This is a genomic window from Luteibacter sahnii, assembly GCF_034063545.1.
Lineage (GTDB): Bacteria > Pseudomonadota > Gammaproteobacteria > Xanthomonadales > Rhodanobacteraceae > Luteibacter > Luteibacter sahnii.
In genome coordinates, this window is the sequence record NZ_JAQLOK010000004.1 from 43,984 (window position 1) to 63,604 (window position 19,621).

Here is a 19,621-nt window from a genome sequence, read left to right on the forward strand (position 1 = left end):
GTTCCCCGTGCTCGAGATCCTGATGGCTGGCGGCTGGGCCTTGCTGCCGATCGTGGTGTGTTCCCTGCTGGCCCTGGCGATCGTGCTCGAGCGCTTCTGGGCCCTTCGTCGCGCGGCCGTGCTGCCGCCGGGCCTGGGCGCCGAGGTGCGCGAGTGGGCGCGGTCGGCCAAGCTCGACGCCGCGCACCTTGAGGCGCTGGAAAAGGGCTCGCCCCTGGGCGAATTGCTCGCCGCCGCTCTCGCGGTGCGCGACCGCCCCCGTGAACTCATCAAGGAGCGCATCGAGGACACCGGCCGCCACGTGGTGCACCGCATGGAGCGCTACCTGAACACCCTCGGCACCATCGCCCTCATCGGCCCGCTGCTGGGCCTCCTGGGCACCGTGGTCGGGCTGATCCGGATGTTCCTCAGTGTCATGGCCGGCGGCATCGGCGATCCCACCCGGATGGCCGGGGGCATCGGCGAGGCGCTTATCTGCACCGCGTTCGGCCTGGTCGTGTCCATTCCGGCCTACGTGCTGCACCGCTATTTCCGTTCGAAGGTCGGCGGCTATGTGGTACAGATGGAAAAAGAGGCCACCGCGCTGCTCGACGACCTGTCCGCGCCGCGCGCCGCCGCGCCGCGCCGTCGTCACGCGAGCGACGCCGCCACCGCGCAGGCCGATTGATCCATGCGTATCGGTTCCCGTCGCGACGATGACTTCGAGATCAACGTGATCTCGCTGATCGACGTGCTGCTCACGTTGCTGATGTTCTTCGTGCTGAGCACCACCTTCATCCAGCACTCGCGTGTCAAGGTCGATCTGCCCAAGGCCGACGCGGAGGCGCGCGAGTCCACCGACAACGCGCTGACCCTGATGGTCGACCGCGACGGCCACTATGCGGTCGGCAGCGACGAAGTCATGGGGGAGGGCATCGAACCGCTGAAGGCCACGCTCGAACGCGTCGCCGGCCCTGACCGCAGCCGGGTCGTGGTCATCCGGGCGGATGCCAACACCGCCCACCAGAACGTCGTTCGGGCGATGGACGCGCTGGGCCAGCTGGGCTTCACTCATCTGTCGATTGCCACGACGCCGAGCGAGGCCCCGGCGCGGTGAGCGGTCCGAAGAAGACATCGGTCTGGGATGCCCAGACCCTGGCGACGTACAAGCGCCTGCTCACCTATACACGGCGATTCCGCAGCGCGGGTTACGTGGCCATCGTCGGCATGATCGTCGACCCGCTGTGCCTCTCGGTATTCACCGGGTTGCTCAAGCCGCTGATCGACAGGCTGTTCGTCGACAAGGACGCGCATATCATCTTCTGGATGCCGATCTGGATCGTGGGCATCTTTCTCGTGCGTGGCGTGGCGACCTACGTCACCGACTACGGTATCGCCTACGTGGGGCGCAACGTCGTGCAGGCCATGCGTATCGATGTGTTCGCGGCCTACCTGCGCCTGCCGTCCGCGTTCTTCGCCCGTGAGCCGTCCGGCCAGCAGATCTCCCGCATCACCTACACCAGCGAGCAGGTCGCGTCGGCATCGGCCGATTCGCTGAAGGTCGCGATCACCGAAGGCTTCACCGTGATTGGCATGCTCGGGGTGATGCTTTATTACAGCCCCTACCTGACGCTTGCGCTGCTCGTGCTGGTGCCCTGCGTGGTCGTGATCGTCACGGTGATCAGCCGCCGCTACCGCAAGATCAGCAAGCGCATCCAGGGCAACATGGGCACCGTGACGAGCGCGGTGGAAGAAGCCGTCGCCGCGAACCGCGAAGTGCGCATCTACGGCGGCCAGTCCCGCGAGGCCGAGCGCTTCGGGCACGTGGCCGAGCGCCAGCGCCACCTGAACCTCAAGGTGTCCGCCACCAGTGCGGCGTCCAGCGCCACCATCCAGACCGTCGGCGCGATGGCCCTGGCGATGCTGGTGTTCCTGGCGACGCGGCCGCACATCCTCAACACCATCACCCCCGGCATCTTCACCTCGGTGTTGACGGCCATGGGGGCGATGATGCCCTCGCTCAAGCGCCTCGCCGGCATCCAGGCGAGCCTGCAGAAGGGCGTCACGGCGGCGGAAGATCTCTTTGAGATCATGGACCAGCCCCCCGAGGTCGACACCGGCACGGCGGTACTCGAACGCACCATGGGCAGCATCCGCTTCGAGGACATCCACCTCGTCTACGAGCGCAACCGCCACGTGGCCCTGCGTGGCGTCACGCTCGATTGCGCGCCGGGCACGGTCACCGCCCTGGTCGGGCGTTCGGGCAGCGGCAAGTCGAGCCTGGTCAGCCTGTTGCCGCGGTTCTACGAGCCGGACGAAGGCCGCATCCTCATCGACGGCCGCGATTACACCCATTACACGCTCGCGTCGTTGCGCAAGCAGATCGCCTGGGTCGGCCAGCACGTGGTGCTGTTCGACGACACCGTGGCGGCGAACATCGCCTACGGCGAAATGGCGGGCGCCAGCGAGGCGGACATCGCCGCGGCGGCACAGGCGGCCAACGCGATGGAATTCATCGAGCGGTTGCCGCAGGGCCTGCACACGCCGATCGGGCAGGGGGGCAATTCGTTGTCCGGCGGCCAGCGTCAGCGCATCGCCATTGCCCGGGCGATCCTCAAGAACGCGCCGATCCTGGTGCTGGACGAAGCGACCAGCGCGCTCGACACCGAATCCGAGCGGCTCATCCAGGACGCGCTGACCCGACTGATGCGCGATCGCACGACGCTCGTAATCGCGCATCGCCTGTCCACCATCGAACACGCCGACCAGATCGCCGTGATGGACCAGGGGCGTATCGTGGAACTGGGCACGCATCGCGAACTGCTCGCCATGGGCGGCCAATACGCCGCCCTGCATCGCATGCAGTTCCACGAGCAGGCCACGGGCGCCTGAGCCGTGTCGTTCGGCGCGTCCTTGCAGCAACGCTGGTATGACGGGGGCGCGCCCCCTGTGTGGACGCGCCCACTCGAAGCGCTCTACGCCCGACTCGTCGCGCATCGGGCGCGTTCGTTCCGCGACCATCCCGAGCAGGTGGTCACGCTGCCCGTGCCCGTGGTGGTGGTCGGTAACATCACCGTGGGCGGTACCGGCAAGACGCCGTTGATCGCGGCCCTCGCGCGCGCGATGGCCGACCGGGGCTTTCGTCCCGGCGTGGTGAGCCGGGGGTACGGGGGCAGCGAGCGAGGTCCCTATCTGTTGCGCGACGGCGACGAGCCGGCCAGGGTGGGCGACGAGCCGAGCCTGCTCTGGCAGGCAGGGGTGCCGGTTGCCATCGGCCGGCAGCGGCCCGAAGCCGCTCTCCTGCTCATCGACGCCGGTTGCGATCTCGTGCTGGCGGACGATGGCCTGCAACATCACCGGCTGGGGCGGGACGTGGAGATCTGCGTCATCGACGGCGAACGCCGTCTCGGCAACGGCCACCTGTTGCCGGCGGGCCCACTGCGTGAACCGGCCACCCGCCTCGACGACGTCGACTTCGTGGTGGTCAATGGCGGTATCCCCCTCGCTGGCGAGGTACCGATGGCCCTCGACGGTGGCGTGGCAGTGAACCTGGACGACCCCACGCGAGTCGCGCCGTTGTCGGACTTTGCCGGACGGCCTGCGCATGCCGTCGCAGGTATCGGCAATCCGGCACGCTTTTTCGCGAGCCTGGCCGCCCACGGCATCGTCGTCGACGGTCATCCGTTCGACGACCATCACGCCTTTCAACGCGACGACTTCACGTTTGCCGATGGGTGTCCGGTGCTGATGACCGACAAGGACGCCGTGAAATGCCGCGGCTTTGCCCGCGCGAATTGGTGGCGCGTACCGGTGACGGCGCGCCTTCCCTCGACGTTCTACGACGCGGTGGCTGGGCGGGTGACGCGGGTGGATTGATCGGCCTTTCGGCGTAGGTCCGTCGACAAACGTGTGGCGCGTCGCGGTCGCGGGGCCGGCGTTGCCTGAAACGTGCCTTGCCTGCCGGCGGCGATGGTCCGGATACTTGTGCGGCAGGGGGCTTTTCACGGAATGAAGCCATGCACACGAAGAAAACGCGGGGCACGTATACGTTTTACCTACCGATGCCGCAGGCGCCCGGGTCGGTGTCACGCCGGGGCGTTGAGCGCATCGACGCAGTCGTCCTCGAGGCCGCGAGGGACATGATGGCCTGCCGGCTTCGGGCGAACGATCTGGGCGGGTCCGCATCGATGGTGCTGGACGGGGTTCCCTTTACCAGCAAAGACGTGCTGATGAGCGAATCGTACTACGCCGACGTCAAGTCGCACCGATTCGTCATAAAGGACGATGCCGCCCAGAGGCGGATCATCATCGAGAACACGGGGCGATCACGCGGGCGCGTCGAATCGGGAACCTATGCCATCAGCGTGTTCGAAGGCGGCGGGGAAGCGAAGCCGGATGGCCATTTCACGGCCATCTTCATGGCGATGGAAGAAACGGACGACGGCATGAGGTTTGTCGTCTCCGAGGGCTACCAGGGATCGATCGAGTTCGAATTTTCCGGTGGTCGGTCCTGGGCGCAGGGGCGCTTCCGTTTCGATACGAAGGCCGAGGACGACCTGCCCATCTTCCACCGGTTCACCGATGGGACGTTCAGCCTTCCCAACTATGACATCCCTGAACCGCCGCGTCACAGGTAACGGCACGTCCAACGTGCTCACGTGACCCCAAGGACGTGGCCCGCACTCGCGGGTCACGTCCCTGGTTGGACTTACTGCACGCGCGTGACGTTGCCCTGTTCGTCGACGACGACGACATCGCCTTCGCGAATCGCCGAGGCGTCCTTCACCTCGACGTTGGTGTAGCCACCAGTGCCCATCTTCAGGCGCAGGGTGTAGCTGTCGCTGCCGCCGCCCTTGCCCACGGCGTTGCCAGCAAAGCCGCCACCGACCGCACCCGCCACCGTGGCCAGCTTGCGCCCGTTGCCGCGTCCGACCTGGTTGCCCAGCACGCCACCGGCGATCGCGCCAATGACTGCACCCGCCGTACCGTGGTCGCGACCCTGCACGACGTTGTGGTCGATGCTCTGCACCACGCCGCATTGGTCGCAACGCACGTAGATGCCGTCGCGCTGCTGCAGCACCTTCGCCGAGGCCGGGGCGATCATCGCGGTGGCGAGAAGGGCGGCCAGGGGGATGCCCAGGATGGTCTTGATGTTCATGCGGTCTCCTTGTTTCATCGGCCGATAGAACGTCGACCGTCGCCCGTCCAAGTCTAAAGGGTGCGACTGAACGGAACGCTAGTACGATGCCACCTCCCGCCCCTGCTGGTACCTCCATGACGACGACCGCGATCCACTGGTTCCGCCGCGACCTCCGCCTCGCCGACAATCCCGCCCTGGCCGCCGCGGCAGCGGCGCATGCGCACGTCGTGCCGCTCTATATCCATGCACCGGAGGAGGAGGGCGAATGGGCACCGGGTGCCGCGAGCCGGTGGTGGCTGCATCACTCCCTGCATGCCCTCGATGCTGGGTTGCGGCGCCATCGCGGCGGCCTGCAGGTGCTCCATGGCGGAACGCTCGACGCGCTCCGGGCCGCTATCCAGGCGACCGGCGCCACGGCCGTGTACGCCAACCGCCTCTACGATCCGGCCTCGCGACGGCGCGACAAGGCCGTATTCGACGCGCTGGAGGACGACGGCATCGAGGTGGTCACCTGCAACGCGGCGTTGTGGTGCGAGCCGTGGGACATCGCGACCAAGCAGGACGAGCCCTACCGTGTATTCACCCCGTTCTGGCGCAGCCTGAGGCCGCGCATCGACGAGGTCGAGGCCATCGCCGAGCCGTCACCGCTTTCCTTGGCCGCCCTGCCTCACGCCGCCACGCTGGCGTCGCTGGACCTGCTCCCCTCGCTCGACTGGGCCCGCGGTTTCAAGGCATGGACTCCCGGTGAGGCGGGTGCCCAGGCGATGCTCGACCTCTTCGCGGACGACGCGGTGGGCCACTATGCGGAAAGTCGCGACATGCCCGCGCGACATGGCACGTCGCGCCTTTCACCGCACCTGCACTTCGGCGAGATATCGCCACGACAGGTCGCTGCCGGCTTGCGTCAGCGCCTCTCCCGTCGGCGCAACGCCGTGGATATCGAACCTTACTTGCGCCAGCTCGGCTGGCGCGAGTTCGGTCACCACTTGCTTTATCACTTTCCGAAGACGACGAAAGAAAATTTCAACCCGCGCTTCGACGGCTTCCGCTGGGCGCGACGCGACAACCACGCATTGCGTCGCTGGCAACGTGGCCAGACCGGCATTCCCATCGTCGACGCGGGTATGCGCGAGTTGTGGGCCACCGGCTGGATGCACAATCGCGTACGCATGCTCACCGCGAGCTTTCTCACCAAGAACCTGCGCCAGCACTGGGTGCTCGGTTCGTACTGGTTCTGGGACACCCTGGTGGATGCCGACCTCGCCAACAACGCCATGGGCTGGCAGTGGGTGGCGGGGAGCGGTGCCGACGCGGCGCCGTATTTCCGCATCTTCAACCCGGTGACGCAGTCGCAGAAATTCGATCCCGACGGTGCCTACATCCGCCAATGGATTCCCGAACTGGTCGACGCCCCGGGACACCTCGTCCACGCCCCTTGGGAGGACGAGGCGTTTCTCAAGGCCTCGGGTTATCCGGCGCCGATGGTCGACCTCAAAGCGACCCGCGAGGCGGCCCTCACGGCGTATCAGGGCCTGAAGCACGATCCCTGAGCAGCAGCGAGAGCACCGGCGGCGTGATCATGGCGGTGAGCAGCGACATCGCCACGATCACTGCGTAGATGCGCTCGTCGAAGACGCCTGCCGCGAGGCCGAGGCTGGCGATGACCACGCCGACCTCGCCCCGCGGCACCATGCCGAATCCGACGATGGTGGCGCCGCGTCGACCGATCGAGAGCGCGCCGAGAAAGCCGCCGGCCAGTTTCGACACGACGGCGATCGCGGTCACCACCGCCAGCATTATCAGGGCATCCACGCTGCCGAGTTCGGCGAGATTGACTTTCGCGCCCGTCACCACGAAGAAGAACGGGGTCAGAAAGGCGAGCAGGGGGGCTGTCTGCTCTTCCAGCTGGTGGCGCTGGCGTGTCTCCGACGCGATCATCCCGGCGAGAAACGCCCCGATAATCGCTGCCAGATGAAATTTCATCGACAGAAAGGCGAGGCCGAGGCACAGGGCAAGGACAATCGTCAGCGGAGACATCCGGCTTCGCGGCTTTTCCAGCCAGCCTGAGCCGCGTCGCATGATGCGCGTGCCGCCCCAGCCGATGACCGCCACGAAACCGATCGCGCCGAGCAGCGTGCCGACCAGGCTGCCCACGTCGACCGATCCGCCGCCTTGCAGCGACGAGACGACGCCGAGCAGGAGCATGGCGAGGATGTCGTCGATCACCGCGGCGCCCAGGATGATCCGCGCTTCCTGGCGTTGCAGCACGCCCAGTTCCTGGAGCACGCGAGCGGTGATGCCCGCCGAGGTCGCGACGAAGGCGGCGGCCACGAACATCGAGCGGATCCAGTCGAAGCCCGACCCGTGCGCCCAGAGGGCGCCGAGGCCGAACGGCACGAGTACGCCGAGCACGCCCACGAGAAACGCGCTGGCGCCGACGCGCTTGAGATCGTCGAGCCGTGTTTCGAGGCCGACTGAGAAAAGGAGCAAAATCACGCCGATTTCGGCCAGGACGTCAAGGGGTGTGCCGGCGGCGATGTCGGGTGCCGAGAGCCATCCAAGGGCCGACGGCCCGATCGCGCACCCGGCCGCGATCTCGCCGACGACGGCGGGTAAACGCAGTCGCTGGGCGATTTCGCCGCCCACCTGCGAGGCCACGAAGAGGATGAAGAGCGTGAGCAGGATGCCTGCGGAGTCGTGCATGGAAGATCCTTCGAGCAAAACACACCCCCCGAGGGTAACCGCTCACATCGCGCCGTGGGCTCCCGACGCTCTGGGGTCGCGCAATCGGCTGAAGATCCAGCTGGCGGCGAGCGTGACCATGCCCAGCACGATCACCGAACCGCGAAACGCGCCGACATAGGCCGACGGCGCGTGGGAGGGGAGAAACGCTTCCATCAACAGCGACGCCAGGGCGATGCCGAAACTCATCGACAGGTATTGGGCCGTGGAGGCCATCGACGAGGCCATCGAGGCGTAACGCACGTCGAGGTCGACGTACGTCAGCGTATTCATCGACGTGTATTGCAGCGACATGAAGGCCCCGTAGACGTACACCCATCCGGCGATCACCCAGGTAGGGGTGCCCGGGCCGAGGAGGGCGAAAACGCAGAGCACCACCGACACGGCGATCGTGTTGCCGAGCAGGAGGCGCCGGTAGCCGAAGCGGGTCAGCAGGCGGTCGATGAACGGCTTCACGCTGATCGAGCCGATGGCCTGCGGCACCATCATCATGCCCGCGGCCAGTGGCGACCAACCGCAGCCGATCTGCAGGAACAGCACCAGCAGCAGGTACATGCCCGATACGCCGAGCCGGGTGAAAAGGTTGCCGGCCAGCGACACCCAGACGCTGCGCACCCTGAGCAGGGACAGGTCGCTCACCGGGTGAGGCACCCGGTGGCTATGGCGGACGTAAAGCGCGCCCAGCCCGAGCGCGAGAAGCGCGTACGCGCCGACACGCAGCCACTGGCCATCGCTGCCGGCGGTTTCCGCGGCCATCAGCAGCAGTGCCGAGGCACCTGCAAACATCACGAAGCCGACGGTATCGAACCGGTTCGCGCGGTCGAGCCGGTAGTCGGGCATTTCGCGCCGGTTGAGCCACAGCCCCATCAGCCCCACCGGCACGTTGATGAGAAAGATCAGGCGCCAGTTGGTGAATTCCACCAACGTGCCGCCGACCAGCGGGCCGAAGACCGAACCCAGCAGACCGAACGTGGCTACCGTGGTCATCGCGCCGACGAACTCGCGCCGGTCGATGCTGCGCGCCAGCACGTAACGTCCGACCGGCAGCAGCGCCGCCCCGCCCAGGCCTTGCACGACGCGCGCGCCGACGAGCTGGGGAAGGTTCTGCGCCACGCCGCAAAGCAGCGAGCCCAGCGAAAACACCAGGATCGCGCCGCCGAACACGCGACGTGTGCCGAAGCGGTCGCACAGCCACGGGCTCATGGGGATGAACACCGCTAGCGTCAGCACGTAACTCGTGAGCGCGGTGCGCATGCTCAGCGGCGACACGTCGAGCGCGCGCGCGATGGCAGGCACCGCCGTGTTGACGATGGTGGAGTCCAGCGCCTGCATGAAGAACGCAGCCGCGACGAGCCAGATGAGCCCGCGGTAGCGGACACGGCTCGACGGCTCGGCCGGCGCGAGGGCCGGTCGGTCGGAAGGCAGGCGGTGGACGTCGTTCTCGGAGGGGGAGTCGATGACGTCTTGTAGGGGCATGGCGTGTCACATTATAGCGTCGTTGTCGACCGCTTGCTTTTGGACCGTCCCCGGCCGACATTTGTCGGCCGCTCGCGCCCGGTCGCCCCATCACGGATTCTCCACATGTCCCAGCCCACCGCTCCCGCCGAGGCCATCGAACGCGCCGCTACGCTCCGGCGCCTCATCGAGGAGGCGAACTATCGCTACCACGTGCTCGACGAGCCGACGATCACCGACGCCGACTACGACCGCTCGATGCGCGAGCTGGAAGCCCTGGAAGCCGAGTACGCCGACCTCGCCGCCATCGATTCGCCCACGCGCAAAGTCGGGGCACGGGCACAGGGCGGTTTCGCCGAGGTGACCCACGCGGTGCCGATGCTCTCGCTGGGCAACGCGTTCGAGCAGGAGGGCGACAGCGATCGCGAGCGCTACCGTGACGTCGCCGACTTCGAGCGACGGATCGAACAGACGCTGGGACGTCGCGAACCGGTGTTTTCCGTCGAACCCAAGCTCGACGGCCTGGCGATCAGCCTGCGCTACGAGAACGGCGTCTTCGTGCAGGGGGCGACGCGCGGCGACGGTGCGGTCGGTGAAGACGTCACCGCCAACCTTCGCACCGTGAAAGCCATTCCGCTGCGGTTGCGCGGCGAGGGCTGGCCGCGCGTACTGGAGGTGCGCGGCGAGGTCATCATGCCGCGCGCCGCGTTCGATGCCTTCAACGCGCGCGCACGTGAGGCGGGCGAGAAGCCGCTGGCCAATCCACGCAACGGCGCGGCGGGCTCGCTGCGCCAGCTCGACCCCGCGGTGACGGCGAAGCGGCCGCTCGCCTTCTTCGCCTACGCGGTCGGGTTGGTCGAGGGTGGTGAGTTGCCGCCGACGCATTCGGCGACCCTGGCGTGCCTGCGCGAGTGGGGTTTTCCCATATCCCCGGACGTTTCCACGGCGAAAGGCTTCGACGGCCTCATCCGCTATTTCCGCCGGATCGGCGACAAGCGCGACAGCCTCCCTTACGACATCGACGGTGTCGTGTACAAGCTCGACGACTACGAGGGCCAGCGCGAGATGGGTTTCGTATCGCGCGCCCCACGCTGGGCCATCGCGCACAAATACCCCGCGCAGGAGCAGACGACCACGGTCGAGGGCATCGAGATCCAGATCGGCCGGACGGGCGCGGCGACGCCCGTCGCCCGTCTTGCCCCGGTGCAGGTCGGCGGCGTCACGGTGACCAATGCCACCTTGCACAACGCCGACCAGGTCGCCCGACTGGACGTGCGGGTGGGCGACACGGTGATCGTGCGCCGTGCGGGCGACGTGATTCCCGAAGTGGCACGGGTGGTGGACGAGCGCCGCCCCGAAGGCACCGTGCCGTGGTCGATGCCGGCGGCCTGTCCGGTGTGCCATTCCGAACTTTTGCGGGAGGAGGGCGCGGCCGCCTATCGCTGCTCCGGCGGCCTCGTCTGCGCGGCGCAGCGCAAGGAGGCGATCATCCACTTCGCGTCGCGCCGGGCGATGGATATCGACGGCCTGGGCGACCGCTTCGTCGACGCGCTGGTCGAACTGGACATCGTGCACACGCCGGCCGACCTCTACGAGCTGACCGTCGAGCGTTTCGTCCAGATGAAACGACTGGCCGACGAGCGCGACGGCACCACGCCGGAAACGGTCAAACAGGGCAAGGTCGCCACCAAGTGGGCCGAGAACCTCGTGGCCTCCATCCAGGCGAGCAAGCGCTCCACCTTGCCGCGCTTCCTGTTCGCGTTGGGCATCATGCACATCGGCGAAAGCACGGCGAAGACGCTCGCCCTCTGGCTGGGCTCGCTCGAGGCGGTGCGTCGGGCACCCGCGTCCGTGCTGCGCGCGCTGCCGGACATCGGCGACGAGGTCGCCACGTCGATCGCGGCATTCTTTGGGCAGGAGGGCAACCAGGCGGTGGTCGACGCCTTGCTCGGCGCCGGTATCACCTTTGCCGACGAGGGCGCGCCGTCGCCGAAGCTGCGCGAGCGGCTCGGCCTCGACGTGCTGCTGGACGCGGCGAAGGTGTCCAAGCTCGGGCCCAAGAGCACCGCGTTGCTGGCGAAGACCTACGCGACCGTGACCGACCTCGTGCAGGCCGGCGAGCACCAGTGGATCGTAGCCGGTGTGCCGACGGCGGCGGCGACCCATCTTTGGGCGTACGTCAGCGATTCCACCCACTACCGCCATTTGGTCAACGATTTCGCCGACATGCAGTGGCTGCTCGACCGGCTACCCGCCAAGTCCGCCGCGGCGCTGCCGCTTGAAGGGCATACCTACGTCATCACCGGCACGATGGCCTCGCTCAAGCGTGACGACGCGACCGAGCGCCTGGAATCGCTCGGGGCGAAGGTGGCCGGCTCGGTATCGAAGAAGACCACGGCGGTGTTCGCGGGCGAGGCAGCGGGTTCCAAGCTCGACAAGGCGACCGAGCTGGGCGTGCCGGTGCATGGCGAGGCCGACTTGCTCGCGCTGCTGACCGAACACGGGGTGGCACCGTGACGGTGCGCCTGGATCGCCTGCGTCTGCGCGCGAAGACCTACGCGCGTCTGCGCGCCTTCTTCGCCGAGCGAGGGGTCACCGAGGTGGAGACGCCGATCCTCTCCGCCGCCGGCAATACCGATCCGAACATCCAGAGTTTCAGCACGTGCTTTACCGGCCACGTCGACGCCGGGGCCGCGGAGCGCTGGTTGCGCACGTCGCCGGAATTTCCGCTCAAGCGGCTGCTCGCCGAGGGCATGGGCGACTGCTACGAACTGGGCCGGGTATTTCGCGACGGCGAGGCCGGGGGACGACACAACCCGGAATTCACGATGCTCGAGTGGTACCGCGTCGGCTGGGACCACACGCGACTGGCGCGCGAGGTGATCGACCTCTTCGAACGCTTCATGCTGCAGGCCGGTCGAACGGTCGACGTGGTGGAAACCGAGTACCGGAGCCTCTACATGGGCCGGCTCGGCGTGGATCCGTTGACGGCGTCGGTCGATCGGCTGCGCGAGGCACTGGGCGAGGTGACGATCGACCCTGACGGTCTCGGGCGGGACGACTGGCTCGACCTGCTCATGACGCATCGCATCCAGCCGGATTTTCCGCGCGACCGCATCACCGTGATCTACGACTACCCGGCAAGCCAGTGCGCGTTGGCGCGGATCCGACCGGGCGACCCGCCGGTCGCCGAACGCTTCGAGGTCTACCTGGGGCGCTACGAAGTGGCCAACGGTTATCACGAGCTCAACGACGCCGGCGAACAGCGGGCCCGTTTCGAACGGGACAACGCCGTACGGCGCGAACGCGGGGCACGCGAGGTGCCCATCGACGAGCGCCTGCTCGCGGTGCTCGACCGCCTGCCCGATTGCGCGGGCGTGGCCCTCGGCATCGAGCGCCTGCTGATGGTGCTGGCCGATACCGACGCCATCGCCGACGTCATGGCCTACCCGTTCGCGGAGGCTTGAGATGCTGCGGGCCCTCCACCACGTGGCAATCATCTGTTCGGACTACGCACGGTCGAAAGCCTTTTATACCGAGGTGCTCGGTTTGCGCGTGGTGCATGAGGCGTATCGCGAGGCGCGCGATTCGTGGAAGCTCGATCTTGAAGTGAGCCCGGGCGTGCAGGTCGAATTGTTTTCGTTTCCCGCGCCGCCGCCCCGGGTGTCGCGGCCCGAGGCCCAGGGACTGCGGCACCTGGCGTTTTCGGTAGGTGATATCGACGAGGCGGTGGATCGCCTGGCCGCGCATGGCGTGGCGTGCGAGCCGATCCGCGTCGATGAGTACACGGGTCGGCGATTTACGTTTTTCGCCGATCCGGACGATTTGCCGATCGAGCTTTACGAGGACTGAGTCCGCGCGGGGGCGTTGCCAGGCGTGCCTGAGGTGGGCTAGCCGTCGAGGCGCGGCGCATCGCCGATCGTATCGGCGACAGGCTTTCCTGCCTTGCGGCAGCGGGGAATCGCGCGTCGGGCGCGCAGCAACCGTCGACGGGCCGTTGCCTCAGAACTCCAGCTCCTGCGCCGCGCACAGGTAATCCACCATCGGCGCGAGTCGCTTGAAGGTGTCGACCACGAAGGGCAGCAACTCGGCCGAACAGGCCATCGACTCGTCGATGTTCTGGCCGGCCGCGAAGTTCTTCCGCTTCAGGTCGTCGATCAGCTCGTGGTTGGCGTCGAACCCGCGCGGCGGCCGGGACAGGCTCTCGCCCCAGAATGCGAAACGGTCGCGGAAAGCCTTCGTGTGCGTCGCCCGTTTCCACGCCCCCGGGTTGTCGGCCAGAAACTCGCGCAGCTTCTTCAGCACCGGCGGCTCCGGATGCCACAGCCCCGCGCCGGCGAAGCATTCGCCGGGCTGGATGTGCAGGTAAAAGCCCGGCGCCTGGATCTCATGCCGCCGCTCATGGAAAAAGCGCGATCCCTGCCAGCCCTTGTAAGGCTGCTTGTCGTTGGCGAAGCGCGTGTCGCGATGGATGCGGTAGAGCGACCCGCCCACCTTGCGCGGATCGGCGCGGAAGTGGGGGCTGATCTTCGCCAGCGGTGCCTGCATGTCGACGATGAGCTGGGTGAACGGCTCACGCACGTGGCGCTCATAGTCGTCCTTGTGCGCCTGGAACCACTCGCGGCTGTTGTTGCGGATCAGCTGTTTGAAGAAGCGGAAGGTGGCGGGGGTGAAATAGCTTGTATGCGGCATGTCGGCGTCAGTGGAGTTCGCGGGCCCAGGCATCCAGATCGTCCAGCAGCGCCATCGGCGCGTCCGGCCGGCTGCGCGCCTGGGCGAGTTCGGCGGCGTAGGTGTCGAAGGTGAGGGTGGTCAGCGGTCCGTCGCGGGTCAGGCGGTCCAGGCGGAACGCATCCCAGCGCGACTGCTCGTCGGGCGAGAGCGTTTCGGGCCAGTTGCGCGCCCGGTAACGGAATAGCAGCTCCGGGTAGCGCGCGTCGCGGAACGGAAACGGGCGCCCTCCGAGCTGATCCGGCGGTGTCGCACGCACGTCGGCGAGGAGGCGGCGATCGGCGTCGGGCAAAAATGCGCCGTAAAGTCCCAGTTCGGGATCGTCGGCAGGCGGCAGGCTCGCCGCGTGGCCATAGACGCGACGCAGCTTTTCGGCCAGGCCGGGCGCCTCGCGAAGGGCGGCAAGGTGGCGCTCCACACTTGCCATGTCGAGGCCCAGCCGGCCGTGGTCGACATCCTTGAGCACCGACAGCGGCGCCAGCGCCGGCGCGTGATTGGCGCGGATGGTCCGCAGGGCGATGCGCTCGACGCCCTCGGGCAGGTCGGCGCGCGACGTGAACACCCGGTCGGCGATGTCGTCGTCGTCGAGCGCGAGCAGGTCGGCAGGGTCGGCGGTGAGGTCGTAGACGATCACTTCGCCGGCCCGCGAGGGATGCGCGGCCAACGGCGCCACCACGGTGAGGCAGTGACGGCTGGCCGGATAACGCGAGGAGACGTGCACCACCGGCGTCATCGCCGCCACGTCGAGCAACTCGAACACCCGCTGCTTGCGCCGCAGGGCGTAGTACCAGTCCCAGAGCCTGGGCTGTTTCGCGCGGATGAGGCGGGCAAGGGCGATCAGGGCTTCCACGTCGGACAGGGCGTCGTGCGCCCGGGCCTGCTTGAGCCCGTTGGCCGTCGCGAGGTGTTCGAGCTTGAAGCTCGGCGCTCCGTCCTCGCGCATGGGCCAGGCGATGCCCTCCGGACGCAGGGCTTCGCACATGCGCACGAGGTCGATGAGGTCCCAGCGGGAGTTGCCGTTTTCCCACTCGCGCCCGTACGGGTCGTAGAAGTTGCGGTAAAGCAGGTGCCGGGTGAACTCGTCGTCGAAGCGCAGCGAGTTGTAGCCGACGGTGCAGGTGCCCGGCCGGGCGATCTCCTCGTGGATGGCCGCGGCGAAGTCGGCCTCGCGCAGGCCCTCTCGCTCGGCGAGCTGGGGCGAGATGCCGGTGATCAGGCAGGCGACCGGATGGGGTAGCACGTCGCGTGGCGGCTTGCAGTAGATCATCAGCGGTTCGCCGACGATCTCCAGGTTCGCGTCGGTGCGGATGCCCGCGAACTGGGAGGGGCGATCCCGGCGCGGGTCGGCGCCGAAGGTTTCGTAGTCGTGCCAGAAGAAGGTCGGTTCGGCCATCCGTTCATGATCGCACAGCGCAGACGTCCGGCGCGGTAGACTCCTCCCATTGCAAGGAGACCCCATGACCCCAGCGAACGACGACAACCTCATCTGGATCGACCTTGAAATGACGGGGTTGGATACGGACAACGACTCGATCCTCGAAATCGCCACCGTGGTGACCGACAAGGATCTGAACGTCCTCGCCGAAGGTCCCGTCTTCGCCATCAGCAACACCGATGCACGCCTGCAGCAGATGGACGCGTGGAACCGCAACCAGCATGGCCGCTCCGGCCTGTGGGCGCGGGTGGTCGAGTCCGATGTTTCCCGCGAAGAGGCCGAAGAGGCCACGCTGACCTTCCTGCGCGCGTGGGTCCCGATGGGCAAGTCGCCCATGTGCGGCAATTCCATCTGCCAGGATCGCCGCTTCCTGCACCGCGAGATGCCGGCGCTGGAACGCTACTTCCACTACCGCAATCTCGACGTGTCCACCCTGAAGGAGCTCTCGCGCCGCTGGTCGCCCGAGATCTCGCGCGGTTTCACGAAGGACTCGGCGCACACCGCGCTGTCCGACATCCGCGACTCCATCGACGAACTGCGCTATTACCGCCGCTTCATGGGTCCGCTCGGCGGCCCGCAGCAGGGCTGACCGCATGAGCTTCGACCCCTTCGCCACCGTGCTGGACTGCAACGGCCGGGCGCTGTCGCTCGACCGTCCGCGCGTGGTCGGCATCGTCAACGTCACGCCCGACTCGTTCTCCGATGGCGGACGCCATGACACGCTCGAGGCGGCCTACGCCCACGCGATGCGCCTGGCCGAGGAGGGCGCCGACATGCTCGACGTCGGCGGGGAGTCCACCCGGCCCGGTGCCGACGAGGTGCCGGTAGACGAGGAGATCCGCCGCACCGTGCCGCTCATCGAGCGGCTTGTCGCCGCTACCACGCTCCCGATCGCCATCGACACCTCCAAGCCGGAGGTCATGCGTGCCGCCGTGGGGGCCGGGGCGGGCATGATCAACGACGTTTACGCGTTGCGTCGCGAGGGCGCGCTGGATGCCGCCGCCGACCTGCGCGTGCCGGTGTGCCTGACCCACATGCAGGGCGAGCCGCGCGACATGCAGCACGCCCCCCGGTATGACGACGTCGTGGGCGAGGTCCACCGTTTTCTCACCGATCGCCTGTTCGCCTGCGAACTGGCCGGCATCGATCGCCGTCGCGTGCTGGTCGACCCGGGCTTCGGATTCGGCAAAAGCCTCGACCACAACCTGGCCCTGCTACGTGCCATGGGCCGTTTCGTCGAACTCGGGGCGGGCGCCTACGCCGGTCTCTCGCGCAAGTCGATGATCGGCCAACTCACCGGTCGCCACGATCCGGCCGCGCGTCTGGCCGGTTCGCTGGCTGCTGCCCTGGTCGCCGTGCAACGGGGTGCGGTGATGGTCCGCGTGCACGACGTGGCGGCCACCGTCGATGCGCTCGCGGTGTGGGCCGCGGTCAAGGAGGGCGACGTCGCCCCGCGCCGCGACGCCCCGTCGATGCCGCGCTGGCCCGACGACGAGTAGCGTGCGCGCGGTGGGAATCTTCTGGCGTATGATTCCCCGGTTGAACAAGGAATTACCGCCATGAGCGAACGTAAATACTTCGGTACGGATGGCATCCGGGGCCACGTCGGCACCTATCCGATCAGCGCCGATTTCATCCTGCGCCTTGGCCGGGCCGTGGGCGCCGTGCTCGCCCGGCGCCGCGCCGCGGACCATCGTCCGGCTGGTTCCGGCCCGGAGCGCCGCGATCCGCGGCGCCATGCGATGGTCGTGATCGGCAAGGACACCCGGGTCTCCGGCTATATGTTCGAGTCCGCGCTCGAAGCGGGGCTCGTCGCTTCCGGCGCCGACGTTCGCCTGCTGGGTCCCATGCCGACGCCGGGGGTCGCCTACCTTACGCGTTCGCTCCGAGCCGATGCCGGCATCGTCATCAGTGCCTCGCACAACCCGCACCAGGACAACGGCATCAAGTTCTTTTCCGGCCAGGGCGAGAAGCTCGACGACGCCCTCGAGGCGGAGATCGAGGCCGAACTCGAGGCCGAATTCGCCACGGTGGCGTCCGAAGCGCTGGGCAAGGCCCGCCGCGTCGACGATGCGGTGACCCGCTACGCCGAGTTCTGCAAATCCACGGTGTCGGACGACTTCTCGCTGGCGGGCCTGCGCATCGTGCTCGACTGCGCGCATGGCGCCACCTACCAGGTCGCTCCCAAGGTCTTCACCGACCTGGGCGCCGAGGTGTTCACCATCGGTGCGGAACCGGATGGCCTGAACATCAATCGCGAGGTGGGCTCCACGGCGCCCGAGGCGCTCGCCCAGGCCGTGCTCGCGCGGGGGGCCGACCTGGGTATCGCCTTCGACGGCGACGGCGACCGCGTGCGTATCGTCGACCATGACGGCACGGTGACCGATGGCGACGACATGCTTTACGTCATCGCCCGACACTGGAAGCAAAAAGGCCTGTTGAAGGGGCCGGTCGTCGGCACGCTCATGAGCAACTACGGGCTCCAGCGCGCGCTCAGGCAGATGGATATCGCCCTCGTGCGCGCCAACGTCGGCGATCGCTATGTGCTCCAGCAGTTGAAGGAGCACGGCGGGCTGCTCGGCGGCGAAACCTCCGGACACGTGCTGTGCCTTGACCGCTTCACGACCGGCGATGGCATCGTGGCCGCGTTGGCCCTGCTCGAAGCGCTGGTGGGCGAGGGCGAAACCTTCGCCCAGGCCCGAGCGGGCCTCACGAAGCTGCCGCAGACGATGCTCAACGTACGTGCCGAAGGTGCCAAGGCGGCGCTCGGCAGCGACGCGGTGAAACAGGTGCTGGCCGAGGTGGAAAGCGTGCTGGAGGGCCGCGGCCGCGTGGTGCTGCGCGCGTCGGGCACCGAGCCGTTGGTGCGCGTGACCATCGAAGCCGCCGACGCGGCGGAAGTGGACCGGCTGGCCTCGCGGCTCGCCGAGGCCGTAAAATCGGCGGCCCAGGCGCTCGCCTGAACCAATTCCCGACACCGGCCGGCGGGGTGCCCCACGCCGGTTTTGGTCATGCCCGCAAGCAGGTCATTCCATGAAGAAGGTTCCCACGCTCGACATCCGCCGCTACGACACCGATCGCGACGCCTTCGTCGCCGAACTCGGCGCGGCCTATCGTGAATTCGGCTTCTGCTGCATCAGCGGCCACGGCATTCCCAAGGCCGACATCGACGCGGCCTACGACGTGTTCAAGGCCTTTTTCGCGCTGCCTGACGAGACCAAGCGCAAGTACCACATCCCCGGTGGGGGCGGTGCGCGCGGCTATACGCCGTTCAAGGTCGAGACGGCCAAGGATTCGACGTTCGCCGACCTCAAGGAGTTCTGGCACGTCGGTCGTGAGATTCCGCGCGATTCGGCGTATGCCGACGTGATGCCGCCCAATGTCTGGCCCGCCGAGGTGCCCGGCTTCAAGGACAAGGGCTATGGCCTGTACCAGGCGCTGGACGATCTGGGCGGGCGCGTATTGCGCGCCCTGGCCCTGCACATCGACCTGCCGGAGCATTTCTTCGACGACAAGGTGAACGTGGGCAATTCGATCCTGCGCCCGATCCACTACCCGCCGATCGAACAGGACGACGTGCCCAACGTACGTGCCGGTGCCCACGAGGACATCAACTTCATCACGCTGCTGGTCGGTGCGAGCACGGCGGGCCTGGAAGTGCTCACCCGCGAAGGCGAATGGCTTCCCATCACCAGCGAAGGCGACGCCATCGTGGTGAACATCGGCGACATGCTGCAGCGCCTGACCAACCACGTGTATCCGTCCACGACGCACCGGGTGACCAACCCGGCCGGCGAGGCCGCGCGTAAGCCGCGCTATTCGGTGCCGTTCTTCCTGCATCCGAACCCGGACGTGGTGCTCGACGTGCTGCCGTCCTGCGTGACGCCGGACAATCCCAAGCGTTACGAGACGCCGATCACGGCGCATGAGTACCTGCAGGAACGGTTGCGCGAGATCAAGCTGATCTGACGTGGCGCTGGCGGCGTCTTCACCGTGAGGGGCGGAATCTCGCCCCTTTCGGTTCGCGCCGTGGAGATGCCCGTGACAATCGCCAAGCGCCGCTCATCCCGCTCCAACGCCCAGCGCGTCCGTCGCCAGCGCACGATGCGCGCACGGGGCCGCTCGTAATCGCGAGGTGT

At 67.6% G+C, this 19,621-nt stretch carries 18 protein-coding genes; 13 read left to right on the forward strand and 5 right to left on the reverse strand.

The features are described 5' to 3' along the window. The first annotated feature begins 7 nt into the window (after positions 1–7). The 5 genes from PI246_RS13080 to PI246_RS13100 all read left to right on the forward strand — a co-directional run bounded on the left by PI246_RS13080 (position 8) and on the right by PI246_RS13100 (position 4,616). Positions 8–667 carry a MotA/TolQ/ExbB proton channel family protein gene (locus PI246_RS13080; RefSeq protein ID WP_320551747.1) on the forward strand — a complete coding sequence of 220 codons (660 nt, stop codon included), beginning with the start codon at positions 8–10 and terminating at the stop codon, positions 665–667. 3 nt (positions 668–670) lie between these two features. Continuing rightward, positions 671–1,096 carry an ExbD/TolR family protein gene (locus PI246_RS13085; protein ID WP_320551748.1) on the forward strand — a complete coding sequence of 142 codons (426 nt, stop codon included), beginning with the start codon at positions 671–673 and terminating at the stop codon, positions 1,094–1,096. Next, positions 1,093–2,871: a lipid A export permease/ATP-binding protein MsbA gene (msbA, locus tag PI246_RS13090; RefSeq protein WP_320551749.1), complete on the forward strand. Its 1,779-nt coding sequence runs from the start codon at positions 1,093–1,095 to the stop codon at positions 2,869–2,871. Before PI246_RS13085 ends, msbA begins: the two co-directional genes overlap by 4 nt. 57 nt (positions 2,872–2,928) lie before the next feature. Next, positions 2,929–3,855 (forward strand): tetraacyldisaccharide 4'-kinase, encoded by a 927-nt coding sequence (lpxK, locus tag PI246_RS13095; protein ID WP_320551750.1) that lies wholly within the window; start codon positions 2,929–2,931, stop codon positions 3,853–3,855. Positions 3,856–3,995: 140 nt separating this feature from the next. After that, positions 3,996–4,616 (forward strand): hypothetical protein, encoded by a 621-nt coding sequence (locus PI246_RS13100; RefSeq protein ID WP_320551751.1) that lies wholly within the window; start codon positions 3,996–3,998, stop codon positions 4,614–4,616. A 71-nt stretch (positions 4,617–4,687) separates the two neighbouring features. Here PI246_RS13100 and PI246_RS13105 read toward each other — a convergent pair whose 3' ends face one another. Beyond that, entirely contained in the window at positions 4,688–5,137 is a 450-nt protein-coding gene (locus PI246_RS13105; protein WP_320551752.1) for a glycine zipper 2TM domain-containing protein, read from the reverse strand. A 116-nt stretch (positions 5,138–5,253) separates the two neighbouring features. On the opposite strand from PI246_RS13105, the gene PI246_RS13110 reads away from it, so the two are divergent. Further along, entirely contained in the window at positions 5,254–6,669 is a 1,416-nt protein-coding gene (locus PI246_RS13110) for a cryptochrome/photolyase family protein (protein ID WP_320551753.1), read from the forward strand. Here the strand turns inward: PI246_RS13110 and PI246_RS13115 are convergent. Together PI246_RS13115 and PI246_RS13120 are read right to left on the reverse strand one after the other, a co-directional pair. Further along, entirely contained in the window at positions 6,635–7,822 is a 1,188-nt protein-coding gene (locus PI246_RS13115) for a cation:proton antiporter (protein ID WP_320551754.1), read from the reverse strand. The two genes, PI246_RS13110 and PI246_RS13115, sit on opposite strands and share 35 nt — an antisense overlap. 42 nt (positions 7,823–7,864) lie before the next feature. Next, positions 7,865–9,337: an MFS transporter gene (locus PI246_RS13120; RefSeq protein WP_320551755.1), complete on the reverse strand. Its 1,473-nt coding sequence runs from the start codon at positions 9,335–9,337 to the stop codon at positions 7,865–7,867. Between the two features lie 105 nt (positions 9,338–9,442). Here PI246_RS13120 and ligA point away from each other — a divergent pair, with 105 nt between their 5' ends. Genes ligA through gloA2 form a run of 3 tightly spaced genes read left to right on the forward strand, consistent with a single transcriptional unit; the run spans position 9,443 to position 13,168 of the window. Then, the gene (gene ligA / locus PI246_RS13125) at positions 9,443–11,833 is read left to right on the forward strand and encodes an NAD-dependent DNA ligase LigA (RefSeq protein ID WP_320551756.1); all 2,391 of its coding nucleotides are present in this window, start codon (positions 9,443–9,445) and stop codon (positions 11,831–11,833) included. Further along, entirely contained in the window at positions 11,830–12,783 is a 954-nt protein-coding gene (epmA, locus tag PI246_RS13130; protein WP_320551757.1) for an EF-P lysine aminoacylase EpmA, read from the forward strand. Before ligA ends, epmA begins: the two co-directional genes overlap by 4 nt. A 1-nt stretch (position 12,784) precedes the next feature. Next, positions 12,785–13,168, forward strand: coding sequence for an SMU1112c/YaeR family gloxylase I-like metalloprotein (gene gloA2, locus PI246_RS13135; RefSeq protein WP_320551758.1), 384 nt, complete (start codon positions 12,785–12,787; stop codon positions 13,166–13,168). Between the two features lie 150 nt (positions 13,169–13,318). Here the strand turns inward: gloA2 and PI246_RS13140 are convergent, their stop codons facing one another. After that, positions 13,319–14,008: a DUF2461 domain-containing protein gene (locus tag PI246_RS13140; protein ID WP_320551759.1), complete on the reverse strand. Its 690-nt coding sequence runs from the start codon at positions 14,006–14,008 to the stop codon at positions 13,319–13,321. A 7-nt stretch (positions 14,009–14,015) separates the two neighbouring features. Beyond that, positions 14,016–15,440 carry an exodeoxyribonuclease I gene (sbcB, locus tag PI246_RS13145; RefSeq protein ID WP_320551760.1) on the reverse strand — a complete coding sequence of 475 codons (1,425 nt, stop codon included), beginning with the start codon at positions 15,438–15,440 and terminating at the stop codon, positions 14,016–14,018. 64 nt (positions 15,441–15,504) lie between these two features. Here sbcB and orn point away from each other — a divergent pair, with 64 nt between their 5' ends. The 4 genes from orn (at position 15,505) to PI246_RS13165 (ending at position 19,451) form a co-directional block, all read left to right on the forward strand. After that, complete coding sequence (gene orn, locus PI246_RS13150; RefSeq protein WP_320551761.1) at positions 15,505–16,071, forward strand: oligoribonuclease; 567 nt, start codon at positions 15,505–15,507, stop codon at positions 16,069–16,071. A 4-nt stretch (positions 16,072–16,075) separates the two neighbouring features. After that, positions 16,076–16,981: a dihydropteroate synthase gene (folP, locus tag PI246_RS13155; RefSeq protein ID WP_320551762.1), complete on the forward strand. Its 906-nt coding sequence runs from the start codon at positions 16,076–16,078 to the stop codon at positions 16,979–16,981. 60 nt (positions 16,982–17,041) lie between these two features. Then, entirely contained in the window at positions 17,042–18,445 is a 1,404-nt protein-coding gene (gene glmM, locus PI246_RS13160; RefSeq protein WP_320551763.1) for a phosphoglucosamine mutase, read from the forward strand. 70 nt (positions 18,446–18,515) lie between these two features. Further along, a complete protein-coding gene (locus tag PI246_RS13165; protein WP_320551764.1) occupies positions 18,516–19,451 on the forward strand; it encodes an isopenicillin N synthase family dioxygenase in 936 nt (311 codons plus the stop codon). Positions 19,452–19,621: the final 170 nt, after the last annotated feature.

What these genes read in the sequence shown, in the direction of transcription:
- glmM (WP_320551763.1), top strand. Translation starts at nt 17,042, where the DNA reads ATGAGCGAACGTAAATACTTCGGTACGGATGGCATCCGGGGCCACGTC.
- PI246_RS13105 (WP_320551752.1), bottom strand. Translation starts at nt 5,137, where the DNA reads ATGAACATCAAGACCATCCTGGGCATCCCCCTGGCCGCCCTTCTCGCC.
- PI246_RS13085 (WP_320551748.1), top strand. Translation starts at nt 671, where the DNA reads ATGCGTATCGGTTCCCGTCGCGACGATGACTTCGAGATCAACGTGATC.
- PI246_RS13115 (WP_320551754.1), bottom strand. Translation starts at nt 7,822, where the DNA reads ATGCACGACTCCGCAGGCATCCTGCTCACGCTCTTCATCCTCTTCGTG.
- orn (WP_320551761.1), top strand. Translation starts at nt 15,505, where the DNA reads ATGACCCCAGCGAACGACGACAACCTCATCTGGATCGACCTTGAAATG.
- PI246_RS13100 (WP_320551751.1), top strand. Translation starts at nt 3,996, where the DNA reads ATGCACACGAAGAAAACGCGGGGCACGTATACGTTTTACCTACCGATG.
- gloA2 (WP_320551758.1), top strand. Translation starts at nt 12,785, where the DNA reads ATGCTGCGGGCCCTCCACCACGTGGCAATCATCTGTTCGGACTACGCA.
- folP (WP_320551762.1), top strand. Translation starts at nt 16,076, where the DNA reads ATGAGCTTCGACCCCTTCGCCACCGTGCTGGACTGCAACGGCCGGGCG.
- ligA (WP_320551756.1), top strand. Translation starts at nt 9,443, where the DNA reads ATGTCCCAGCCCACCGCTCCCGCCGAGGCCATCGAACGCGCCGCTACG.
- PI246_RS13110 (WP_320551753.1), top strand. Translation starts at nt 5,254, where the DNA reads ATGACGACGACCGCGATCCACTGGTTCCGCCGCGACCTCCGCCTCGCC.
- PI246_RS13140 (WP_320551759.1), bottom strand. Translation starts at nt 14,008, where the DNA reads ATGCCGCATACAAGCTATTTCACCCCCGCCACCTTCCGCTTCTTCAAA.
- PI246_RS13120 (WP_320551755.1), bottom strand. Translation starts at nt 9,337, where the DNA reads ATGCCCCTACAAGACGTCATCGACTCCCCCTCCGAGAACGACGTCCAC.
- PI246_RS13165 (WP_320551764.1), top strand. Translation starts at nt 18,516, where the DNA reads ATGAAGAAGGTTCCCACGCTCGACATCCGCCGCTACGACACCGATCGC.
- sbcB (WP_320551760.1), bottom strand. Translation starts at nt 15,440, where the DNA reads ATGGCCGAACCGACCTTCTTCTGGCACGACTACGAAACCTTCGGCGCC.